The organism is Lysinibacillus xylanilyticus (assembly GCF_001183605.1).
In the GTDB taxonomy this organism is placed as follows: domain Bacteria; phylum Bacillota; class Bacilli; order Bacillales_A; family Planococcaceae; genus Lysinibacillus; species Lysinibacillus xylanilyticus.
On record NZ_LFXJ01000005.1, the window covers coordinates 1,869,692 to 1,885,371 of the forward strand.

At 36.6% G+C, this 15,680-nt stretch carries 18 protein-coding genes; 6 read left to right on the top strand and 12 right to left on the bottom strand.

Annotation, left to right across the window (positions count from 1 at the left end; all coding sequences use genetic code 11):
• Positions 1 to 14 precede the first annotated feature (14 nt).
• From ACZ11_RS11975 to ACZ11_RS12000, 7 genes are all read right to left on the bottom strand, one after another.
• The gene (locus tag ACZ11_RS11975; RefSeq protein ID WP_049666337.1) at positions 15 to 551 is read right to left on the bottom strand and encodes a DUF1572 family protein; all 537 of its coding nucleotides are present in this window, start codon (positions 549 to 551) and stop codon (positions 15 to 17) included.
• A gap of 177 nt (positions 552 to 728) precedes the next feature.
• Positions 729 to 1,607, bottom strand: coding sequence for a hypothetical protein (locus ACZ11_RS11980; protein WP_049666341.1), 879 nt, complete (start codon positions 1,605 to 1,607; stop codon positions 729 to 731).
• Positions 1,600 to 2,118, bottom strand: coding sequence for an RNA polymerase sigma factor (locus ACZ11_RS11985; protein WP_049666342.1), 519 nt, complete (start codon positions 2,116 to 2,118; stop codon positions 1,600 to 1,602). Before ACZ11_RS11985 ends, ACZ11_RS11980 begins: the two co-directional genes overlap by 8 nt.
• Positions 2,119 to 2,226: 108 nt before the next feature.
• The gene (locus ACZ11_RS11990; RefSeq protein ID WP_049666345.1) at positions 2,227 to 2,835 is read right to left on the bottom strand and encodes an SCO family protein; all 609 of its coding nucleotides are present in this window, start codon (positions 2,833 to 2,835) and stop codon (positions 2,227 to 2,229) included.
• Between the two features lie 104 nt (positions 2,836 to 2,939).
• Entirely contained in the window at positions 2,940 to 3,062 is a 123-nt protein-coding gene (locus ACZ11_RS25225) for a YvrJ family protein (protein ID WP_082172762.1), read from the bottom strand.
• An 86-nt stretch (positions 3,063 to 3,148) separates the two neighbouring features.
• Entirely contained in the window at positions 3,149 to 3,373 is a 225-nt protein-coding gene (locus tag ACZ11_RS11995; RefSeq protein ID WP_049666347.1) for a DUF2922 domain-containing protein, read from the bottom strand.
• Between the two features lie 12 nt (positions 3,374 to 3,385).
• Positions 3,386 to 3,601, bottom strand: coding sequence for a DUF1659 domain-containing protein (locus tag ACZ11_RS12000; protein WP_049666349.1), 216 nt, complete (start codon positions 3,599 to 3,601; stop codon positions 3,386 to 3,388).
• 121 nt (positions 3,602 to 3,722) lie between these two features.
• Between ACZ11_RS12000 and ACZ11_RS12005 the strand changes: the two genes are divergently transcribed.
• On the top strand, positions 3,723 to 4,151 hold the full coding sequence (locus tag ACZ11_RS12005; RefSeq protein WP_049666351.1) for a DUF2621 domain-containing protein: 429 nt from the start codon (positions 3,723 to 3,725) through the stop codon (positions 4,149 to 4,151).
• 220 nt (positions 4,152 to 4,371) lie between these two features.
• On the opposite strand, the gene ACZ11_RS12010 is transcribed toward ACZ11_RS12005, so the two are convergent.
• Genes ACZ11_RS12010 through ACZ11_RS12020 form a run of 3 tightly spaced genes read right to left on the bottom strand, consistent with a single transcriptional unit; the run spans position 4,372 to position 6,023 of the window.
• Positions 4,372 to 4,869, bottom strand: a complete 498-nt coding sequence (locus ACZ11_RS12010; RefSeq protein ID WP_049666353.1) for a CcdC family protein — start codon at positions 4,867 to 4,869, stop codon at positions 4,372 to 4,374.
• 22 nt (positions 4,870 to 4,891) lie between these two features.
• Positions 4,892 to 5,260 carry a response regulator gene (locus ACZ11_RS12015; RefSeq protein WP_276525230.1) on the bottom strand — a complete coding sequence of 123 codons (369 nt, stop codon included), beginning with the start codon at positions 5,258 to 5,260 and terminating at the stop codon, positions 4,892 to 4,894.
• A 52-nt stretch (positions 5,261 to 5,312) separates the two neighbouring features.
• Positions 5,313 to 6,023 (bottom strand): cytochrome c biogenesis CcdA family protein, encoded by a 711-nt coding sequence (locus ACZ11_RS12020; RefSeq protein WP_049666356.1) that lies wholly within the window; start codon positions 6,021 to 6,023, stop codon positions 5,313 to 5,315.
• 446 nt (positions 6,024 to 6,469) lie between these two features.
• Between ACZ11_RS12020 and ACZ11_RS12025 the strand changes: the two genes are divergently transcribed.
• From ACZ11_RS12025 to ACZ11_RS12040, 4 genes are all read left to right on the top strand, one after another.
• Entirely contained in the window at positions 6,470 to 7,198 is a 729-nt protein-coding gene (locus ACZ11_RS12025) for a FadR/GntR family transcriptional regulator (RefSeq protein ID WP_049666357.1), read from the top strand.
• A gap of 157 nt (positions 7,199 to 7,355) precedes the next feature.
• Positions 7,356 to 8,072, top strand: coding sequence for a (Fe-S)-binding protein (locus ACZ11_RS12030; RefSeq protein WP_049666359.1), 717 nt, complete (start codon positions 7,356 to 7,358; stop codon positions 8,070 to 8,072).
• A 15-nt stretch (positions 8,073 to 8,087) separates the two neighbouring features.
• A complete protein-coding gene (locus tag ACZ11_RS12035) occupies positions 8,088 to 9,515 on the top strand; it encodes a LutB/LldF family L-lactate oxidation iron-sulfur protein (protein WP_049666361.1) in 1,428 nt (475 codons plus the stop codon).
• Positions 9,515 to 10,231 (top strand): LutC/YkgG family protein, encoded by a 717-nt coding sequence (locus ACZ11_RS12040; protein WP_049666363.1) that lies wholly within the window; start codon positions 9,515 to 9,517, stop codon positions 10,229 to 10,231. Before ACZ11_RS12035 ends, ACZ11_RS12040 begins: the two co-directional genes overlap by 1 nt.
• A 191-nt stretch (positions 10,232 to 10,422) precedes the next feature.
• Here ACZ11_RS12040 and ACZ11_RS12045 read toward each other — a convergent pair whose 3' ends face one another.
• Positions 10,423 to 11,709: an MFS transporter gene (locus ACZ11_RS12045; protein ID WP_049666365.1), complete on the bottom strand. Its 1,287-nt coding sequence runs from the start codon at positions 11,707 to 11,709 to the stop codon at positions 10,423 to 10,425.
• Positions 11,710 to 11,858: 149 nt separating this feature from the next.
• Here ACZ11_RS12045 and ACZ11_RS12050 point away from each other — a divergent pair, with 149 nt between their 5' ends.
• Positions 11,859 to 13,109: a helix-turn-helix domain-containing protein gene (locus tag ACZ11_RS12050; protein WP_049666367.1), complete on the top strand. Its 1,251-nt coding sequence runs from the start codon at positions 11,859 to 11,861 to the stop codon at positions 13,107 to 13,109.
• A gap of 38 nt (positions 13,110 to 13,147) precedes the next feature.
• Here ACZ11_RS12050 and ACZ11_RS12055 read toward each other — a convergent pair whose 3' ends face one another.
• Positions 13,148 to 15,052: an endonuclease MutS2 gene (locus ACZ11_RS12055; RefSeq protein ID WP_049666368.1), complete on the bottom strand. Its 1,905-nt coding sequence runs from the start codon at positions 15,050 to 15,052 to the stop codon at positions 13,148 to 13,150.
• Positions 15,053 to 15,680 lie beyond the last annotated feature (628 nt).

Here is a 15,680-nt window from a genome sequence, read left to right on the forward strand (position 1 = left end):
TACGATTTTCTTATTTATAGTTGATGTTTTTTTACCATAGACTCGGTAAAAGCCTGAGATTGTCCCTTTGGAATACTTAATGTTTGCCACTTAGAACCCTTTAATTGCTTAGCGATGTAAACGATTTGACCGACATGTTGTGAGTAGTGGGACATTTGTCTTTCGATAGCATCTATTACGGAATGCCGTTCCCCCCTTATCGTGACAAACCCTTGTAAATCAGCTTCCGTTAATCCTTGTAAAGCATCCAAAAATACTTGCCAGCCCTCTTCCCATACCGTCATAACATCTTCTTTTGTCTGAAAGCTATCAGTAAATTCATCGTCACGATTTCTCGTTGCTTTCTCACCATCAGTCGTTAGAAAGTCAGTCCATCTCGATACCATATTGCCACTAACATGTTTTACAATCACTGCAATACTGTTTGAATCTTCATTATACGTCCAGTGCAATTGGGCTTCTTCCAGTTGGTCGAGTGTTTTATCTCCTAGCTCTTTAACACTTCTAAATCTTTTTTGGACAACATTTAAATACGTTTGCGCTACCATTATTGGTGATCCCCCATCCTTTTTTCTACTATTTTAATATAAATAGGATGAAATGTTCCAATTTAGTAACTAGTTGTTGCCAAGAATACAGCTGAGGGGTCTTCATCACTACTGATTAATAGCCTTCACCAATCGAGCTATTACAACCAGTTTATCTTCCCCCTAACTTTTTTCTTTCGCTTAATTTAAGTGCGGGATAAATTCCCTTGCAAGCTCAACCATTTTTTCTTGTGCTTCCTGTTGATCACCATTTAATTGATAGCCTATATGATATATGTAGCCCTTATAATACGTATAAAACTCATTGGCTCTTGTACTCATTCGATAAATGCGCTTGTCCGCCTCATCATAATTATAGTATAAATAAGCAAACCATTTATCAGGTGTCATCGCACGATAATACATAGGATTCATAAAATTCAAACCTACATTCGTGATTTCCTCCTGACTATCTTCCATAAATTTATAGTTTATTAAAGGATTATGATCTACATTTGTTACCGTCAAAATAATATATTGACGATCGACTCCAGTGAGAGACTTTTCTTTATAACTAAACTGAAACTGCTTTTGCAAGCTACCATCTTGCATATCTGATGTTACCGCATAGACCTCTTGTATATTTGAATTAAATGGAAGATTTTCAGGGTCTATTAGATGGACAGCATTCTCCATTGTAGCCGCCACTGCTTGCATAGCCTCGAAGCCCTGAAGCGGTGCATAAAATTTGATATTTTCGCGGTGATGTAATTGATCTGCTATTTGAAAAAACTGACTGAACGTTGTCTCTTTTCCTTCAACTTCTGTTTGAAATAAATCGGTGAATGATTGTTTTTCTTCTTCATGAAGTATTTCTGTCGTTACATGGTCAATCGGTTTCGAAGCTTGCCATCCAATAAATAGTAAAATAGAGCATGTTATCATGACGGCCATTGCACGATACGGCCAAAGTTGCTTTGATGGATACGGCTCTTGCTGAATTTGTTGTCGAACCTTTTGAATGATTGCTTCTTTATGTGCTGAGACATCCTTCAATACATGCATTGTATGCTTATCCATGGAGTAGTACCTCCCATTCAATATGCTGTAAGTCTACTTTTAATAATTCCTTCCCTTTCTTTAAACGAGATTTTACGGTACCCTCAGGAATAGCCAGTAGCTCTGATATTTCCTTGATCGTCATCTCCTCCAAATAAAAGTAGACAATTGCTTCACGTTGCTTTATTGGTAACCGTAAAATGGCTTCATCTAAAAGATCTTGTTCATCTTGACGAATGAGTGTATCTTGTAAAACAGTTTTTTGTTTGGCAAAAAAATTATGCTGAAATGTAATTTTTCGATAAGCCCAGCTTTTTAAGTAGTCCTTACATTTATTAATGGTCATACGTGCTAAATAAGCCTTCATCTCGCCTCTTTCTTCATAGTACTTTTGGTGATGATAGAATTTAATAAATACATCTTGAACAATATCCTCAGCTATTCGTTGATCTTTCGTATAGTAGTAAGCGATTCGAAATAAATGTTCTGTATGTAGTTCCATTAGTTGCTCTAAATATTCTGTATCAGTCAAAATCTTTCCCTCCTTCTACACTATAAACGAGGCTAAAGTTATAAAAGATTAAATTTCAACATAAAAACCGTCTCTTAGTTTATCTTTGAGACGGTTTCCTTCTATCCATTATAAATTTTCATCAATATATGTTTCTATATCTGATGCAATTGTGTCAATAGGGACATCCTCGGCATTCTTTGCGTATCCAGAATACATTTTTACGATTTTGCCATCTTTATCGACTAAGAAAAATTGATTTCCATGAATCACTTGATCGCTGTTAGGATCATCTTTGACGATTATTTTAGTCGATTTCACAGCGAACTGCTCGATATACTTTTGCGAATAACCAGTAAGTAGATTCCATTTTGATTCATCTGGAACATTATATCTTTTCAAATAATCAGCTAATACTTCTGGTTTATCAACGTCAGGATCAACTGAAAACGCAACAATATTATAATCTTCCACACCTTTTTTCTTCAGCTTTTCTTGAACTTGCGTCATATTAAAGGACATTGGTGGGCAAATTGAAGTACAATTCGTGAAAATATACATACCAATCCACGGTTTTCCTTTTAAACTCTCTAAAGAAACTTTTTCGCCGCGTTGATTGACATGTTCAAAATCTGGTAATTCCAAGCTATAATCTGCTTTAAATTTTGTATTTCCACATGCACTGAGCACTACTGCTAATGCAAAAAGTAAAACAAGCCCATTTATTTTATTTCTCATCTTTAACACTCTCCCTACCTACACTACCCTCATCCTATCGTAGGATGTAAATATTGACAAGGATACTCAAGTGACAGCTTTCGTACATCTTTGTGAAATCGATTTCACTTTAAGGAAACAAGTGCATCATGTATTGCATCTAATTTAACTTCTACTCGGTGCAGTAAATAAAACGACACTAAGATAGGAAAACCGATATCCGATATCATGTTAAACCACTGTTCCATGTTGGCCCCTCCTTCACTAAGCTTATTACAAATACTATTGCTGAAAATGGCCCTTGCGAAAAAATTCCGCAAAGACCATTTCATGACTATTCTATCCCTAACTCAAACTCTGTTACTTGTCGATCTACGATGCGAGCCCCACTCATCGCAACTAGAGCGCTAGCTTGTCCATCAAAAACATTTTTAGCAATGATTGTTTGCATTACCTGTCGTATTTCTTCCGCTGTTACCTTTGGCTTCGGTGCATCAATCGCAACCGTTGTCGTTTTACCTGCTGCTGTTTCAAATTGCAGCTCTAAAACTTGTGTCATAGCTTTCCCCCCTTAGGATAAATCTGTTGTTTCTTGTTTTACAATGCTGTCTAGTGCGTGTGAAGATAGACTTGCAATGGCATATGCTACTTCTACTAAATCCTCTGCCTTATGCGAGCTGTTTAAATTGCGGTATGTTTTTGTTGTGAACATGGGCTCATTCTGTGCATTATATCCAGCGACATACTTCAAGCGTAGTGTAGCATCTACGAAATTGACTTTTACCATGAGGGTCACCTCCTTTCTTTCACAATATATACAGACTTATTGCTAAAAAAGGGACATTTAGGATGAAATTTTATATGTAAGCTTTTATAATAGAGTGAGAGAAGACAAAGAGGTGAACGATTTGTTAAGTGGTTGGTTTTTATGGTTTATCCTATTTTGGGTAGTTGTACTCATTTCGTTTATGGCGATTGGCGGATTTTTTATGTTCCGCAAATTTTTAAAGGCATTACCGAAGCAGGACGGTAAATCTGATTTAGATTGGCAAGAGTATTTTTTAGATAAAACCATTCATTTATGGGGACAACCTGAGAAAGAACTTTTATATGAACTTGTAAGCCCTGTACCCGAGCTATTTAGACAAGTAGCTAAGGAAAAAATAGCAGGAAAAATTGGCGAGCTTGCTTTAGAAGAAAAAGCACCTGCCATTAACCATGATTTGATTATTCGTGGCTATATCCAAGCAACACCAAAGCGCGACCATAAATTTTTACGCAAAAAGTTAGATGAAATGCAAATTGACATTGCTCCATATGAACATTTATTTGATTGATGGTACGCTGCACACTGATTTGTGCAGCGTTTTTACTGCCCTTAAATAAGTTTCGTCATATTTTTTTCAATAAGTTTTTCCTGGATCGTATCCACCAGTACAGGGGTGTCTATTCGTCGCTCAAGGCAGCTCTTTCCGTCGCTCAAACTGCTCTACCCATCATCCAAAATGCGTTCAATAAAAAAACTACACTAGATAATCCCTAGTGTAGTTTTTCCATTTAAATATTCTTCAGCGGAATTGTTTTTTTGATTTTTATAAATTGAATCAGCATTGCGATTCGCCAAGGGAGTAACATAGCGAACGCTAAAATCCAAAACATTCCTGCTAATTCTCCAACGTCAATGGAGCTACTTAATATCATTTTTGCAATTATACGGAACACTAACAGTCCGATTAATATAAAAGCGAATGCTTTTGAACGTTTTAAATAAATATCTTGACCTTTTACTTCAAATTTAGAAGTGGCGATTAAGATTGTTGAGAACACCACGCCGACTGCTGCCGATTCAAGGATTTGCATGGGTGGTACTCGAAATTGTTCAAATAAAAACATGATCGCACCTGAAGACATTGCAATAGGTGGAATGATAATTTTCTTCTCATTTGTCGGTTTCTTAGATGCTCGCATACGTAAAACCATGACAAAGGTACCCATAAAAATGGCCATTATGGTTGAACCTATTACATAATATTGAGAAGGGATATTGCTAAACATAAAAATTCCTCCTCTAATGTCATTAACAATTTTGTCCAAGTAATTGATCAACTACAGCTTTTAGTCTTTCTGGTTCGAAAGGCTTTGTTATAAAATCCTTTGCACCACTTTCAATCGCTTCCACGATTAACTTCTGTTGTCCTAAAGCTGTAATCATAATTATTTTTGCATCTGGAAATTCGGGGATGATTTCTTTTACTGCTGCGATACCTGTCATAACGGGCATTGTTACATCCATCGTTACAAGATCTGGTTGTAACTCACGATACATCTCTACAGCTTCTTTACCATTTGCCGCCTTACCGACTACCTCATAACCCCATTCAGTAAACATATTACTTATTGCAACACGCATAAAGAGCGTATCATCCACTACTAAAACTGTAGGCACATGTTCATCTCCCTCTAAGTTAAAGTACGGTATGCCCATTTAGTTTAGCAGATTAGAAGCCTGTAAATCCACCAAAAATAGGCTGTAAAATGCGTGTTAAATACGTTAATCCGTCAAAGAATAACAATACACCAACGACAATCATAATATAACCGCCGATTTTCACAATTTTTTGGCTGTGTGTACGAATCCAAGTCATACGTGCTATAAAGAAAGATAACACAAAGAATGGAACCGCAAAGCCTAAATAATAAGCTAACATATAGCTAAAGCCTGCACTTGGATTTGCACTAGCTAATGAAATAATCGATGCTAAAATTGGACCTGTGCACGGCGTCCAACCAGCCGCAAAGGCTATTCCGATTAATACAGATCCAAAATAACCAGATGGTCGGTGTTTAAATTGGAATTTTCGGTCCTTCATTAAAAAGTCAATTTGTAGTAATCCCACAATCATTAAACCAAATACAACGATTAAGATGGCACCAACCTGTCGTAATAATGTTTGATAATTAAGGAAGAACTCTGCTGCTAATGATGTTCCTAGTCCAATCATAATGAAGATAATTGAAAATCCTAATAAAAAGAAGAGTGTATGCAAAATTGCACGCTTTTGCATCATACCTCGTTCCGATTTTAGCTCATCTAATGACATACCTGTTATGTATGATAAAAATGCTGGATATAGCGGGAGGGTACATGGTGAAATGAAGCTTAAAAACCCTGCACCTAATGCTAAAAATAAGTTAATATCAGTTTCCATATTTTCTCACTCTCTCCTTACAGTTACTGTTTCCATCGTACCAAAAATCACTGTAAATTGCGCCATTCCTGTTTGTGAACGTTTCATGGCGAAAAGATGTTGAAAAAATGAAGTTCCATCATATTATCATACAAATTTTTTTCAGACCTTATTACATCAACGTGTATTTGTTCATGTACTTTTGCATTATGCGCTCCCCTTATATTATCTGTCAACAAAATTCACCATTATTCTGCATTACAAGTTATGTAATTCTTAGCATTTCCAAAAGACGCTAGCAACAATTCTTTGCGAGAAATGAATACCTGTTGTTAAGCCGTTACCTGCCGCTTATTTCAAAGTTAAAGTACCCTTTTAATTTACATAAAGTATTTTTAATTGTGAGTAAATTACTTTTCTTCATGTATAATAAAAAACAATAGAGCAATTGATAATGAGGTGTAGTCTTGGAGTTAAGAAAAATTAAACCGAAAAAAATATATGAGGAAGTATCTGAAATCCTTTATGAAAAAATTAGAGCTGGCGAACTGAAACCGGGTGACCGACTTGACTCAGTAGAACAACTTGCTGAACAACTACAAGTAAGCAGATCTGCTATCCGAGAAGCTCTTTCCGCTTTAAAAGCAATGGGGCTAATTGAAATTAAACAAGGCTCAGGTACATTCGTTAAAAGTAATCAATCCAATCAGCTCGATTTTCCCTTATCAACTGCCATTTTAACTAATAAGCAAGATATCTCACATTTGTTAGAAGTACGTAAAATTATCGAAGTAGGCGCTGCTGCTAGCGCGGCCATTCATCGAACTGAAGAAGACATACAGTCAATGCTGCAAATTTTAGATGAGATGAAACGGGTTCAAGGAGATGGAGAATTAGGAGAAAAAGTGGACTTTCAATTTCACGCGGCCATTTCTGCAGCATCTCATAACCCCCTGCTTACAACTTTATTAGACCAGGTTTCAGGTTTAATGATCGAAACGATGAAAGAGACACGTCGAATTTGGTTGTACTCTAAAAAAATTACAAGCGAAAAGTTGTATGATGAACATATGCAAATTTTCCTCGCAATTAAACAGCAAAATGAAGAGCTCGCAAAACATGCTATGGCTTCACATTTAAGTAATGTGGAAAAGGTCTTAATGCAATATTTCGAAACAACTGAATCTATGAAATAACAGCAGCTGCCTAGTTTGTATTATAGGCAGCCTTTGAATATTTTGAAAATTAACAATAAACACCTTTCATTCATCTAATAAGTTGTAGTATTATGAAAATTAAGTCATCAGATGACCTGTTGAATAGTGAGAATAGAGACAAAAAGGAGCGATACTCATGAAAGTAACACTTTTTGCGACTTGTTTAGTTGATATGTTTCAAGGTGATGTAGGAAAAGCTGTTGTTGAAGTTCTTGAAAGGCTCGGCTGTGACCTAGACTTTCCTGAAAATCAGATTTGCTGTGGGCAGCCTGCCTATAATAGTGGCTATGTAAAAGACTCTAAAAATGCTATGAAAAAAATGATCACGGCCTTCGAGCATGCCGAATACGTTGTCTCCCCTTCTGGTTCCTGCGCTTATATGTTTAAGGAATATCCAGAAGTGTTTAAGGGAGATCCTGTTTGGGAACCGAAAGCGCAAGCATTGGCAGATAAAACATATGAATTTACAGAGTTTATCGTAGATGTATTAAAAGTCGAGGATGTAGGTGCACATATAGAGGGTAAGGCAACTTATCATACCTCCTGTCATATGACACGTCTGCTTGGTGTTACAGATGCACCGTTTAAATTATTAAATCAAGTTAAAGGCCTGCAGTATGTAGAACTCCCTGGAAAAGATAGGTGCTGTGGCTTTGGTGGAACATTTTCAGTAAAAATGGGCAATATTTCAGGAGAAATGGTCAATGAAAAAGTACAAAATGTTGAAGAAACAGGGGCAGACATTTTAATCGGAGCCGATGCTGGTTGCTTAATCAATATTGGTGGTCGAATTAATCGACAAGGTAAGCCTATTAAAGTCATGCATATTGCGGAAGTATTAAATTGCCGCTAAGAGGGAGGTAAAAAAATGGCTATGAAAACAAGTGATGATCGCTTTAATCATCGAGTATCGAAAGAATTAGAAAATACTTTTATGCGCGGTGCTGTGTCAAGCGCACAGGAGCGCTTACAAACACGTCGACTAAAACAAGCTGATGAGCTCGGACATTGGGAGGAATGGCGCTCTCACGGCGAAGAAATTCGAAAGCATGTGCTGGCGAACTTAGATTATTACTTATATCAGCTAAGTGAAAATGTCTCTAAAAGAGGTGGCCATGTTTTCTTTGCGCAAACAGCGAAAGAAGCGACAGACTACATTCAAAATATCGCGAAAAAGAAAAATGCTGCTAAAATCGTGAAATCAAAATCGATGGTGACGGAGGAAATTGATTTAAACACCGCTTTAGAAAAGCTTGGGTGTACGGTCATTGAAACAGATCTTGGAGAGTACATTTTGCAAGTAGATGATCACGAGCCACCATCTCATATCATTGCCCCAGCTTTGCATAAAAATAAGGAGCAGATTCGTGATATTTTTAAAGAAAAACAAGGCTATGAGAAGACCGAAAAGCCAGAAGAACTAGCTCTTTATGTACGTGAAAAATTAAGGAATGAATATTTAACAGCAGACATTGGCATTACAGGCTGTAACTTTGCTATTGCAGAGAGTGGCTCGATTACACTCGTGACAAATGAAGGAAACGCAGATCTAGTAACTGCCTTGCCGAAAACGCAAATTACAGTAATGGGGATGGAAAGAATTGTTCCTACATTTGAAGAGATGGAAGTGCTAGTAAGCTTATTAACAAGAAGCGCAGTTGGACAAAAGCTAACAAGCTATATTACAACATTAACAGGAATCAAAGATGAAGGTGACACGGATGGACCAGAGGAATTCCATTTGGTAATCGTCGATAATGGACGTTCTGATATTTTAGGCAGCGAATTCCAGCCTATTTTACAATGTATTCGCTGTGCGGCATGTGTTAACGTTTGTCCTGTTTATAGACATGTTGGAGGGCATTCTTATGGTTCTATCTATTCTGGGCCAGTAGGTGTCGTTCTTTCACCTTTATTAGGCGGCTATGAGGATTTCAAAGAATTACCATACGCCTCTACATTATGCGGTGCCTGCACAGATGCGTGTCCTGTCAAAATACCTTTACATCAGCTTATTCATAGACATCGCCAAGTAATTGTTGAAAACGAAGGCAAAGCACCTGTATCAGAAAAGCTATTAATGAAGGCCTTTGGTTTAGGTGCTTCCTCCCCTACCCTATATAAAATGGCGACAAAAATAGCTTCACCAGCAATGTCCCCATTTACAAAAGATCAGAAAATTTCAAATGGCCCAGGCCCACTAAAAGCATGGACGGAAGCTAGGGATTTTCCAGCTCCCAATAAAGATAATTTCCGTGACTGGTTTAAACACCGCCAAAAAGGAGGCGTTGAATAATGACAGGTACTATTGAAAATAGAGATGTATTTTTAGCAAACATTGCGAAACAGCTTGGACGTGCACCAAAAACAGAAATCGTACGACCTTCATGGCAATATAACCCTCAGGATCGCGTCCTAAAAGAAGCGACAAAAAATGAGTTAGTAGAGGTTTTAGTTGAACAATGCAAAAATATTCATACGGATATTGTCATTACAAATACAGCTAATCTCCCTGCAGATTTACAAAAAGTAGTTGAAAATTATGGAGGCCAGTCTGTTATAACATGGAAAGACGAGCGTTTCCAAAACTATGGGCTATCATCATTAATGACCGAGCAATGGCCTCTAGAAAATATTCAGCTGTACGAATGGGATTCGGAGCGGCCAGAGGAAAATATTCGACAGGCTGAAAAAGCTAACATTGGCATAACGATAAGTGAAATAACATTAGCAGAATCAGGAACTGCAGTACTTTTTAGTAGTAAGGATAAAGGTAGATCCGTCAGCTTTTTACCCGAGAACTCTATTATTTTAATCCCTAAAAGTACTATCGTTCCAAGAATGACACAAGCAGCTCGTTGGATTAGCGAAAAAGTTAGAAATGGCGAACAAATTGCTTCCTGCATCAACTTTATAACAGGTCCAAGTAATTCGGCAGATATCGAAATGATTCTTATTGTTGGTGTACATGGACCAATTAAAGCAACTTATATTGTGATTGAGGATCAGTAAACCAATTTCGACTTGGCGTAATTGTAGCTGTCGCTTTGCTTTCGCTACATAAAACATTTTGTAGTTGAATGAAGATAAACCAGGCATACTTCACGTCGAAGAAATGCCTGGTTTTGTATGTTGCGACTGATAATCTCGCAGATAGGTAATAGTTACGAATCGCCGATAAAACTGCGCTTTTCGCTGTTACATTAATTTGCTACAGTCTCAGTTACTATCTTTTGTTCATAAAACTCTGGATGTGCTTCTTGTAAGACAGATGTTCGTAACATAACTAGTGAGATCGTCACGATAATTACACTTGTGACAAGTAAAATAACCGTTGCTGGGAAAGCATCGTACAAGATGCCGTAAACGACCATACCAATCGGCATCATTGACATCGCCATTGTTTCCATTAATCCCAATACGCGCCCACGGTATTCTTCGGAAATTAACCTTTGCATATAAACCCCAATTGGCATGTTAATCCCCATTTCAAAGATAGCGAAAATAAAGTAGATGACAATATAAAAGATAACCATTGTTAAATACGATAAATCCGTTACTAATGGAACAACAGCTAGCCCTAAGCTGCTAGCCAACAGCAATAAGCTGATTTTAGAAAAACGGAGTGGCGCCTTAACCTCTTTCCGTGTAGCGAAAATTAGGGAAGCTACAAGCATTCCAAGCGCACCCGAAGCCTCTATAAAACCAAAATGAGTTGATTTTACTTTTAGTAATTCAATAATAATATAGGTCCCCCCAACAACGATGGCAGAGAAAAACAAATTAATCCATAATGAAAGCCACATTACTATTTTAACAACTTTTTGTTGCTTAATATAACGAAAGCCACTAGCAAGCCCAGCCCACACTTTTTCCTTTTCTACAGTCTGTTCTCTTGTACTATAGAGCGTAAAATTCATTGTTGCTTCTAAGCAAAACGCAATCATATAGGCCACCATATGTACAAGCAAAAATGCTTTCATGGAGAAAAACCCATACATCATTCCCCCGATTACTGGCCCCCCAATTGCTGCTAACGACACTGACATTTGATTGAATGACATTGCTTTCTGTAGGCGTTCTGGATTTACTAGTGTAGCGATTGAGGAAGAAAATGTTACACCTGAAAAGGCTGAACATATTGTATTAAAAACTGTTGCTATATAAATAGCATAAACCGACAAACCGACCATTTCTGTATAGAGTAGTAATCCACTAACGGTTAATATTGTACCTGCTTGCGCTAATAATATTGTGCGTTTCTTTGAATAATTATCAGCTACAAAACCTGCCAGAGGCGCGACTAATGCTCGAGGCAAAATGGAACAAATCATAGTTGTCGCAAAACTCATCGCTGACCCTGTCAGTGCCAAAATGTATAAACCTATTCCAAATGACAATACATGTGACCCTAACAACGAGATCATTTTACTGATTGTGAATGTCCATAAATGATACGTCGCCTTTTTATATTTTTGCGCTTCATCCATCTAAATTCCCTCCAAATTTTTAATTAGGTTAAAAAGTTTAATTTAATTAAACAAAATATAACACATCTCCCACTTTTCACGCAAGAAAAAGTTTAATATAATTAAACAAAATAGTATTATTCACTTATAATGAAAATGGAGTCGAGGCAATGAACTCTTTAGGCACAAGAATTCGCAAATTAAGGAAGGAACGAAAATTAACGTTAGAGGAACTTGCTGGTGATCGTCTAACAAAAGGTATGTTAAGTCAAATTGAAAATGATAAGGCCAAGCCTTCGATGGAAAGTCTTGATTATATAGCGGAACGTTTAGGTGTAAAAGCAAGTGAATTACTTGAACAAGTAACCCCATCTTCGCTACGTCAACTTTTAGAGCAGGTAGAAATTTTGTTTGCACCATTAAATCCTGGTGATATAAATAATGTCCAGCAAATCGTAGAGATGATTAAGCCTTATGTAGAAGAGCTTCCACTTAGTTATGAAGCAGGTCGCATACTTTACATATATGCTGCAGCACAATATCAAGCGGGATTAACGACATGGGAATCACCGCTTCAACAGGCACGCATAATGTTTAAAGAAATTAATTTACTAAGTCATTGGTTTGAAACCTATATATTACAGTTGGGCATATTATCGGAAGGACGAAACTACAAAACGGCTTTTTCTTGTATTTTACAGGCGAAAGAAGAGGCTGAGCAGGAAAATTACCAATTAGATTCGCGAGATACTGTGAAAATGGCTTATTATATTAGCGTATTACAGGTAGCAATTGGCGAACTTGAAGCAGGTAAACAGCTCATTAATGAGACCATTACCAATGCACATAAAAACCAATTTTACTCTTATATAGATGATATGTATCGTATTGGGGCGTTTTGTGCCATGATTGACAATGATTTTGAGCAAGTAGAGTATATGCTGAAGAAGCTTGAGCAGTATCGGATTTTTGTCGAACAAGTGAGTGTAGATGCTTTTATTTTCGTATTAAGAGCGCATTATTATAACAATTACACGCACGATTATCAGCAGGCACTAGAGGAAATAGAGCGTTTTGGTGCGCTTAAGCATGACGGTTCGTTTATACTCGAAAAAAACCTTTACTATGCAGAAAAAGGAAAATCCTTATATTTACTAGGTCAATATGAAGAAGCTAAAGAAGCATTTGAACATTTTACAAACGTTCCCCCATTCATCTTACATCCAATTGACATATTAGGCTTAAATGAGTGTTTTTCCTATAAAGCACTTTGCTATGCGCATTTCGGTGAGTTAACAACTGCATACGAAATTGCCAAAATGGCCTATTTGGATTCTCAAGATTTAATCGATCTCCCTTATAAACAAAAAATTGAAGAAACTTATTTTTCAATTAAAGCGCAAATTAATTCGGTTCAATAGATATTAAAGGGATTGCACAATGTGCAATCCCTTTTATTTTAGCTCGATTTATCTCTCTTTATTTCCTTTTGAATCTTACGAAGTGCTTTTTTCGAACCGCGCTCTATATCATGCTGAAGCTTTCGGTCTTTATAATCCACAAACAATGTCTCTAAATCATAGCCTTCTGGGTATAATTCTGTTGCCGGTAGCTCTAATGCCAGTCGCTTAACATACACTTTTATGAATTCTCTCTCATAGAACACGACAACATTATAGAAATTATCCATTTCAAGATAAACGATTCCAACGTCATCATGATCTAACAGCTTCACACGGTCGCCCTTTTTAAATTCATACTGTACTTTTGTTCTCTCTTGCTCAATCCTAGGCTTCCTGATTTTACTATCATTTACTCGCTCTAGTAGGTAATCCTTATTGTCAATATAGCCCTTCGCTCTTTGTAATACGGTTTCACGTATATTCATTTTCTTAGAAATCCATAGCGCATTACTGTCTCCAGATGTTCCGATAACTAATTTATATAACGGTTCTAATGTTTCACTATTAAAACGCATTGCCGCATTCATAAAATCACTATGCATTTCAGAGAAACGCTTAATTTCTCCATAGTGAGTAGTTGCCACTGTCATACAGCCCATATGATAGAACTCCTCTAAAATAGAAATCGCCAGAGCTGCTCCTTCATTTGGTTCCGTACCGCTTCCTATTTCATCAAATAGCAAAAGCGTATTATTATTGGATGCCCTCATAATATCTGAAAGATTTTTCATATGGGATGAAAACGTACTAAGTGCATTTTCAATACTTTGATTATCACCAATGTCTACAAAAATATGATCAAATACGGCTATTTCAGTACCTTTATCGGCAACAATATGGAAGCCTGACATAGTAGCCAATGTTAACAAGCCAATAGTTTTTAGGACAACGGTTTTACCACCAGCATTCGGTCCTGTAATGATTAAGCTACGATAGCCTTTACCAATTTCAAAATGAAGTGGTACCGCCTTACCTGTTAACAGTGGATGCTTACAATTAACGAGCTTAATATAGCCATAATCATTTAAGCTTGGTTCTACTCCTCCAATATTCTTGCTAAACTTGGCTTTGGCAAACACCATATCATATTGGCTAATTAATTCCATGTTAATATTGATTTCACGAATATTTTCCATCAGTAGCCCAGATAAAGTCGCCAAAATCTGATATTCCTCCACCGCTTCCTCTGCCTTCAAAGTGGCTAATTCCACATTTAGTTTAGCTACTGTACTTGGTTCCATAAAGACCGTTGCACCTTTAGATGAAACCTCTACTATTGTCCCTTGCACATGATTTTTATAGGAAGCTTTAATCGGAATCGTATATCGATCATCCTTTTTACTAATAAAAAATTCCTGGATATATGTTTTATTAGCACTATTATTTAAAAATTTAGTTAAGCGGTCTTTAATTTTTTCCTCCGTTGTTTCGATATGATTACGGATCCGCTTTAACTCTCTACTAGCAGCTGAATCAACACGATTTGCTTTAATCGCAAAGTTAATCTCCTCTTCCACACTTTTAAATTCAGACATCGAATTAGCATAGGATGCAAGAACTGGCGCAAAAAATTCCTTTTCCAGCATAAATTTTTTAATTTTTCTACAGCCTCTTAAAAAGTCTGAAATGCTAACTAATTCACTAGGGTCTAAAATAATCCCCTTTTCAAGTTTTTTAATGGTATTGTCAATGTTCGATACCCCTAAAAACGGGACATGACCTTCTGCATCTAAAATTGCTCGTGCCTCAGTCGTTTCATTCAAACGATTTTTAACAACTGTCAAATTGGGGCTCGGCGTTAATTTATCTAATAACTGTTTACCTAATCCACTGACACAGTATGATTTAACGATTTCCTTCAATTCATTGTATTGTAACTTCTCAAAAGTAGTATGATTCATTGTTAATTTCTCCTCACTATGATTTTTCCATAATCATTCATGAAGATACCTACTCATTAGATATCAATGATTTAATATTGGCTCCACATCAAATGTTGGGTGTGCTGCACTATGTGAAGTTTCACTATGATAAGGAGAGTATCCTTCTTTGTGTAGGGGCACCTCAACAAATAGTATGGAACCTTTATATTCAATTAAAAAACAAAAAAGCTGTGGGGATCCCACAGCTTTTACATTACAAGGCATGTGTAAAAAGCATCGTGAAAAAGACTTCATCTACATGAAGTTTAGTCAGTGCATTACAAGCTTTATAAAGTATTGTAGGTATCTTCATAGGTATCGAAATAAATCCACGACTAAATAAAGGGTGACATATTGACATAAATCCCCTGACGTCATTAAATTTATTTCTTTAAGTTGTTCCTATTTAGAACCTACCGCACTCATCAAAAGCACCTCTCAATAATTATCATTGTTATCTAATTTGTCATTATCTTACTATATGCTGGTAAAAAAGTAAAGGTGCTTATGCTCGATACGATTTTAAACTTAGGGGCAACAAAAAAATTTTGTAAGAAATAGTGAAAAATTGAGGTGACAAGATTTTTCAAAAAACACAAAAAAGTAG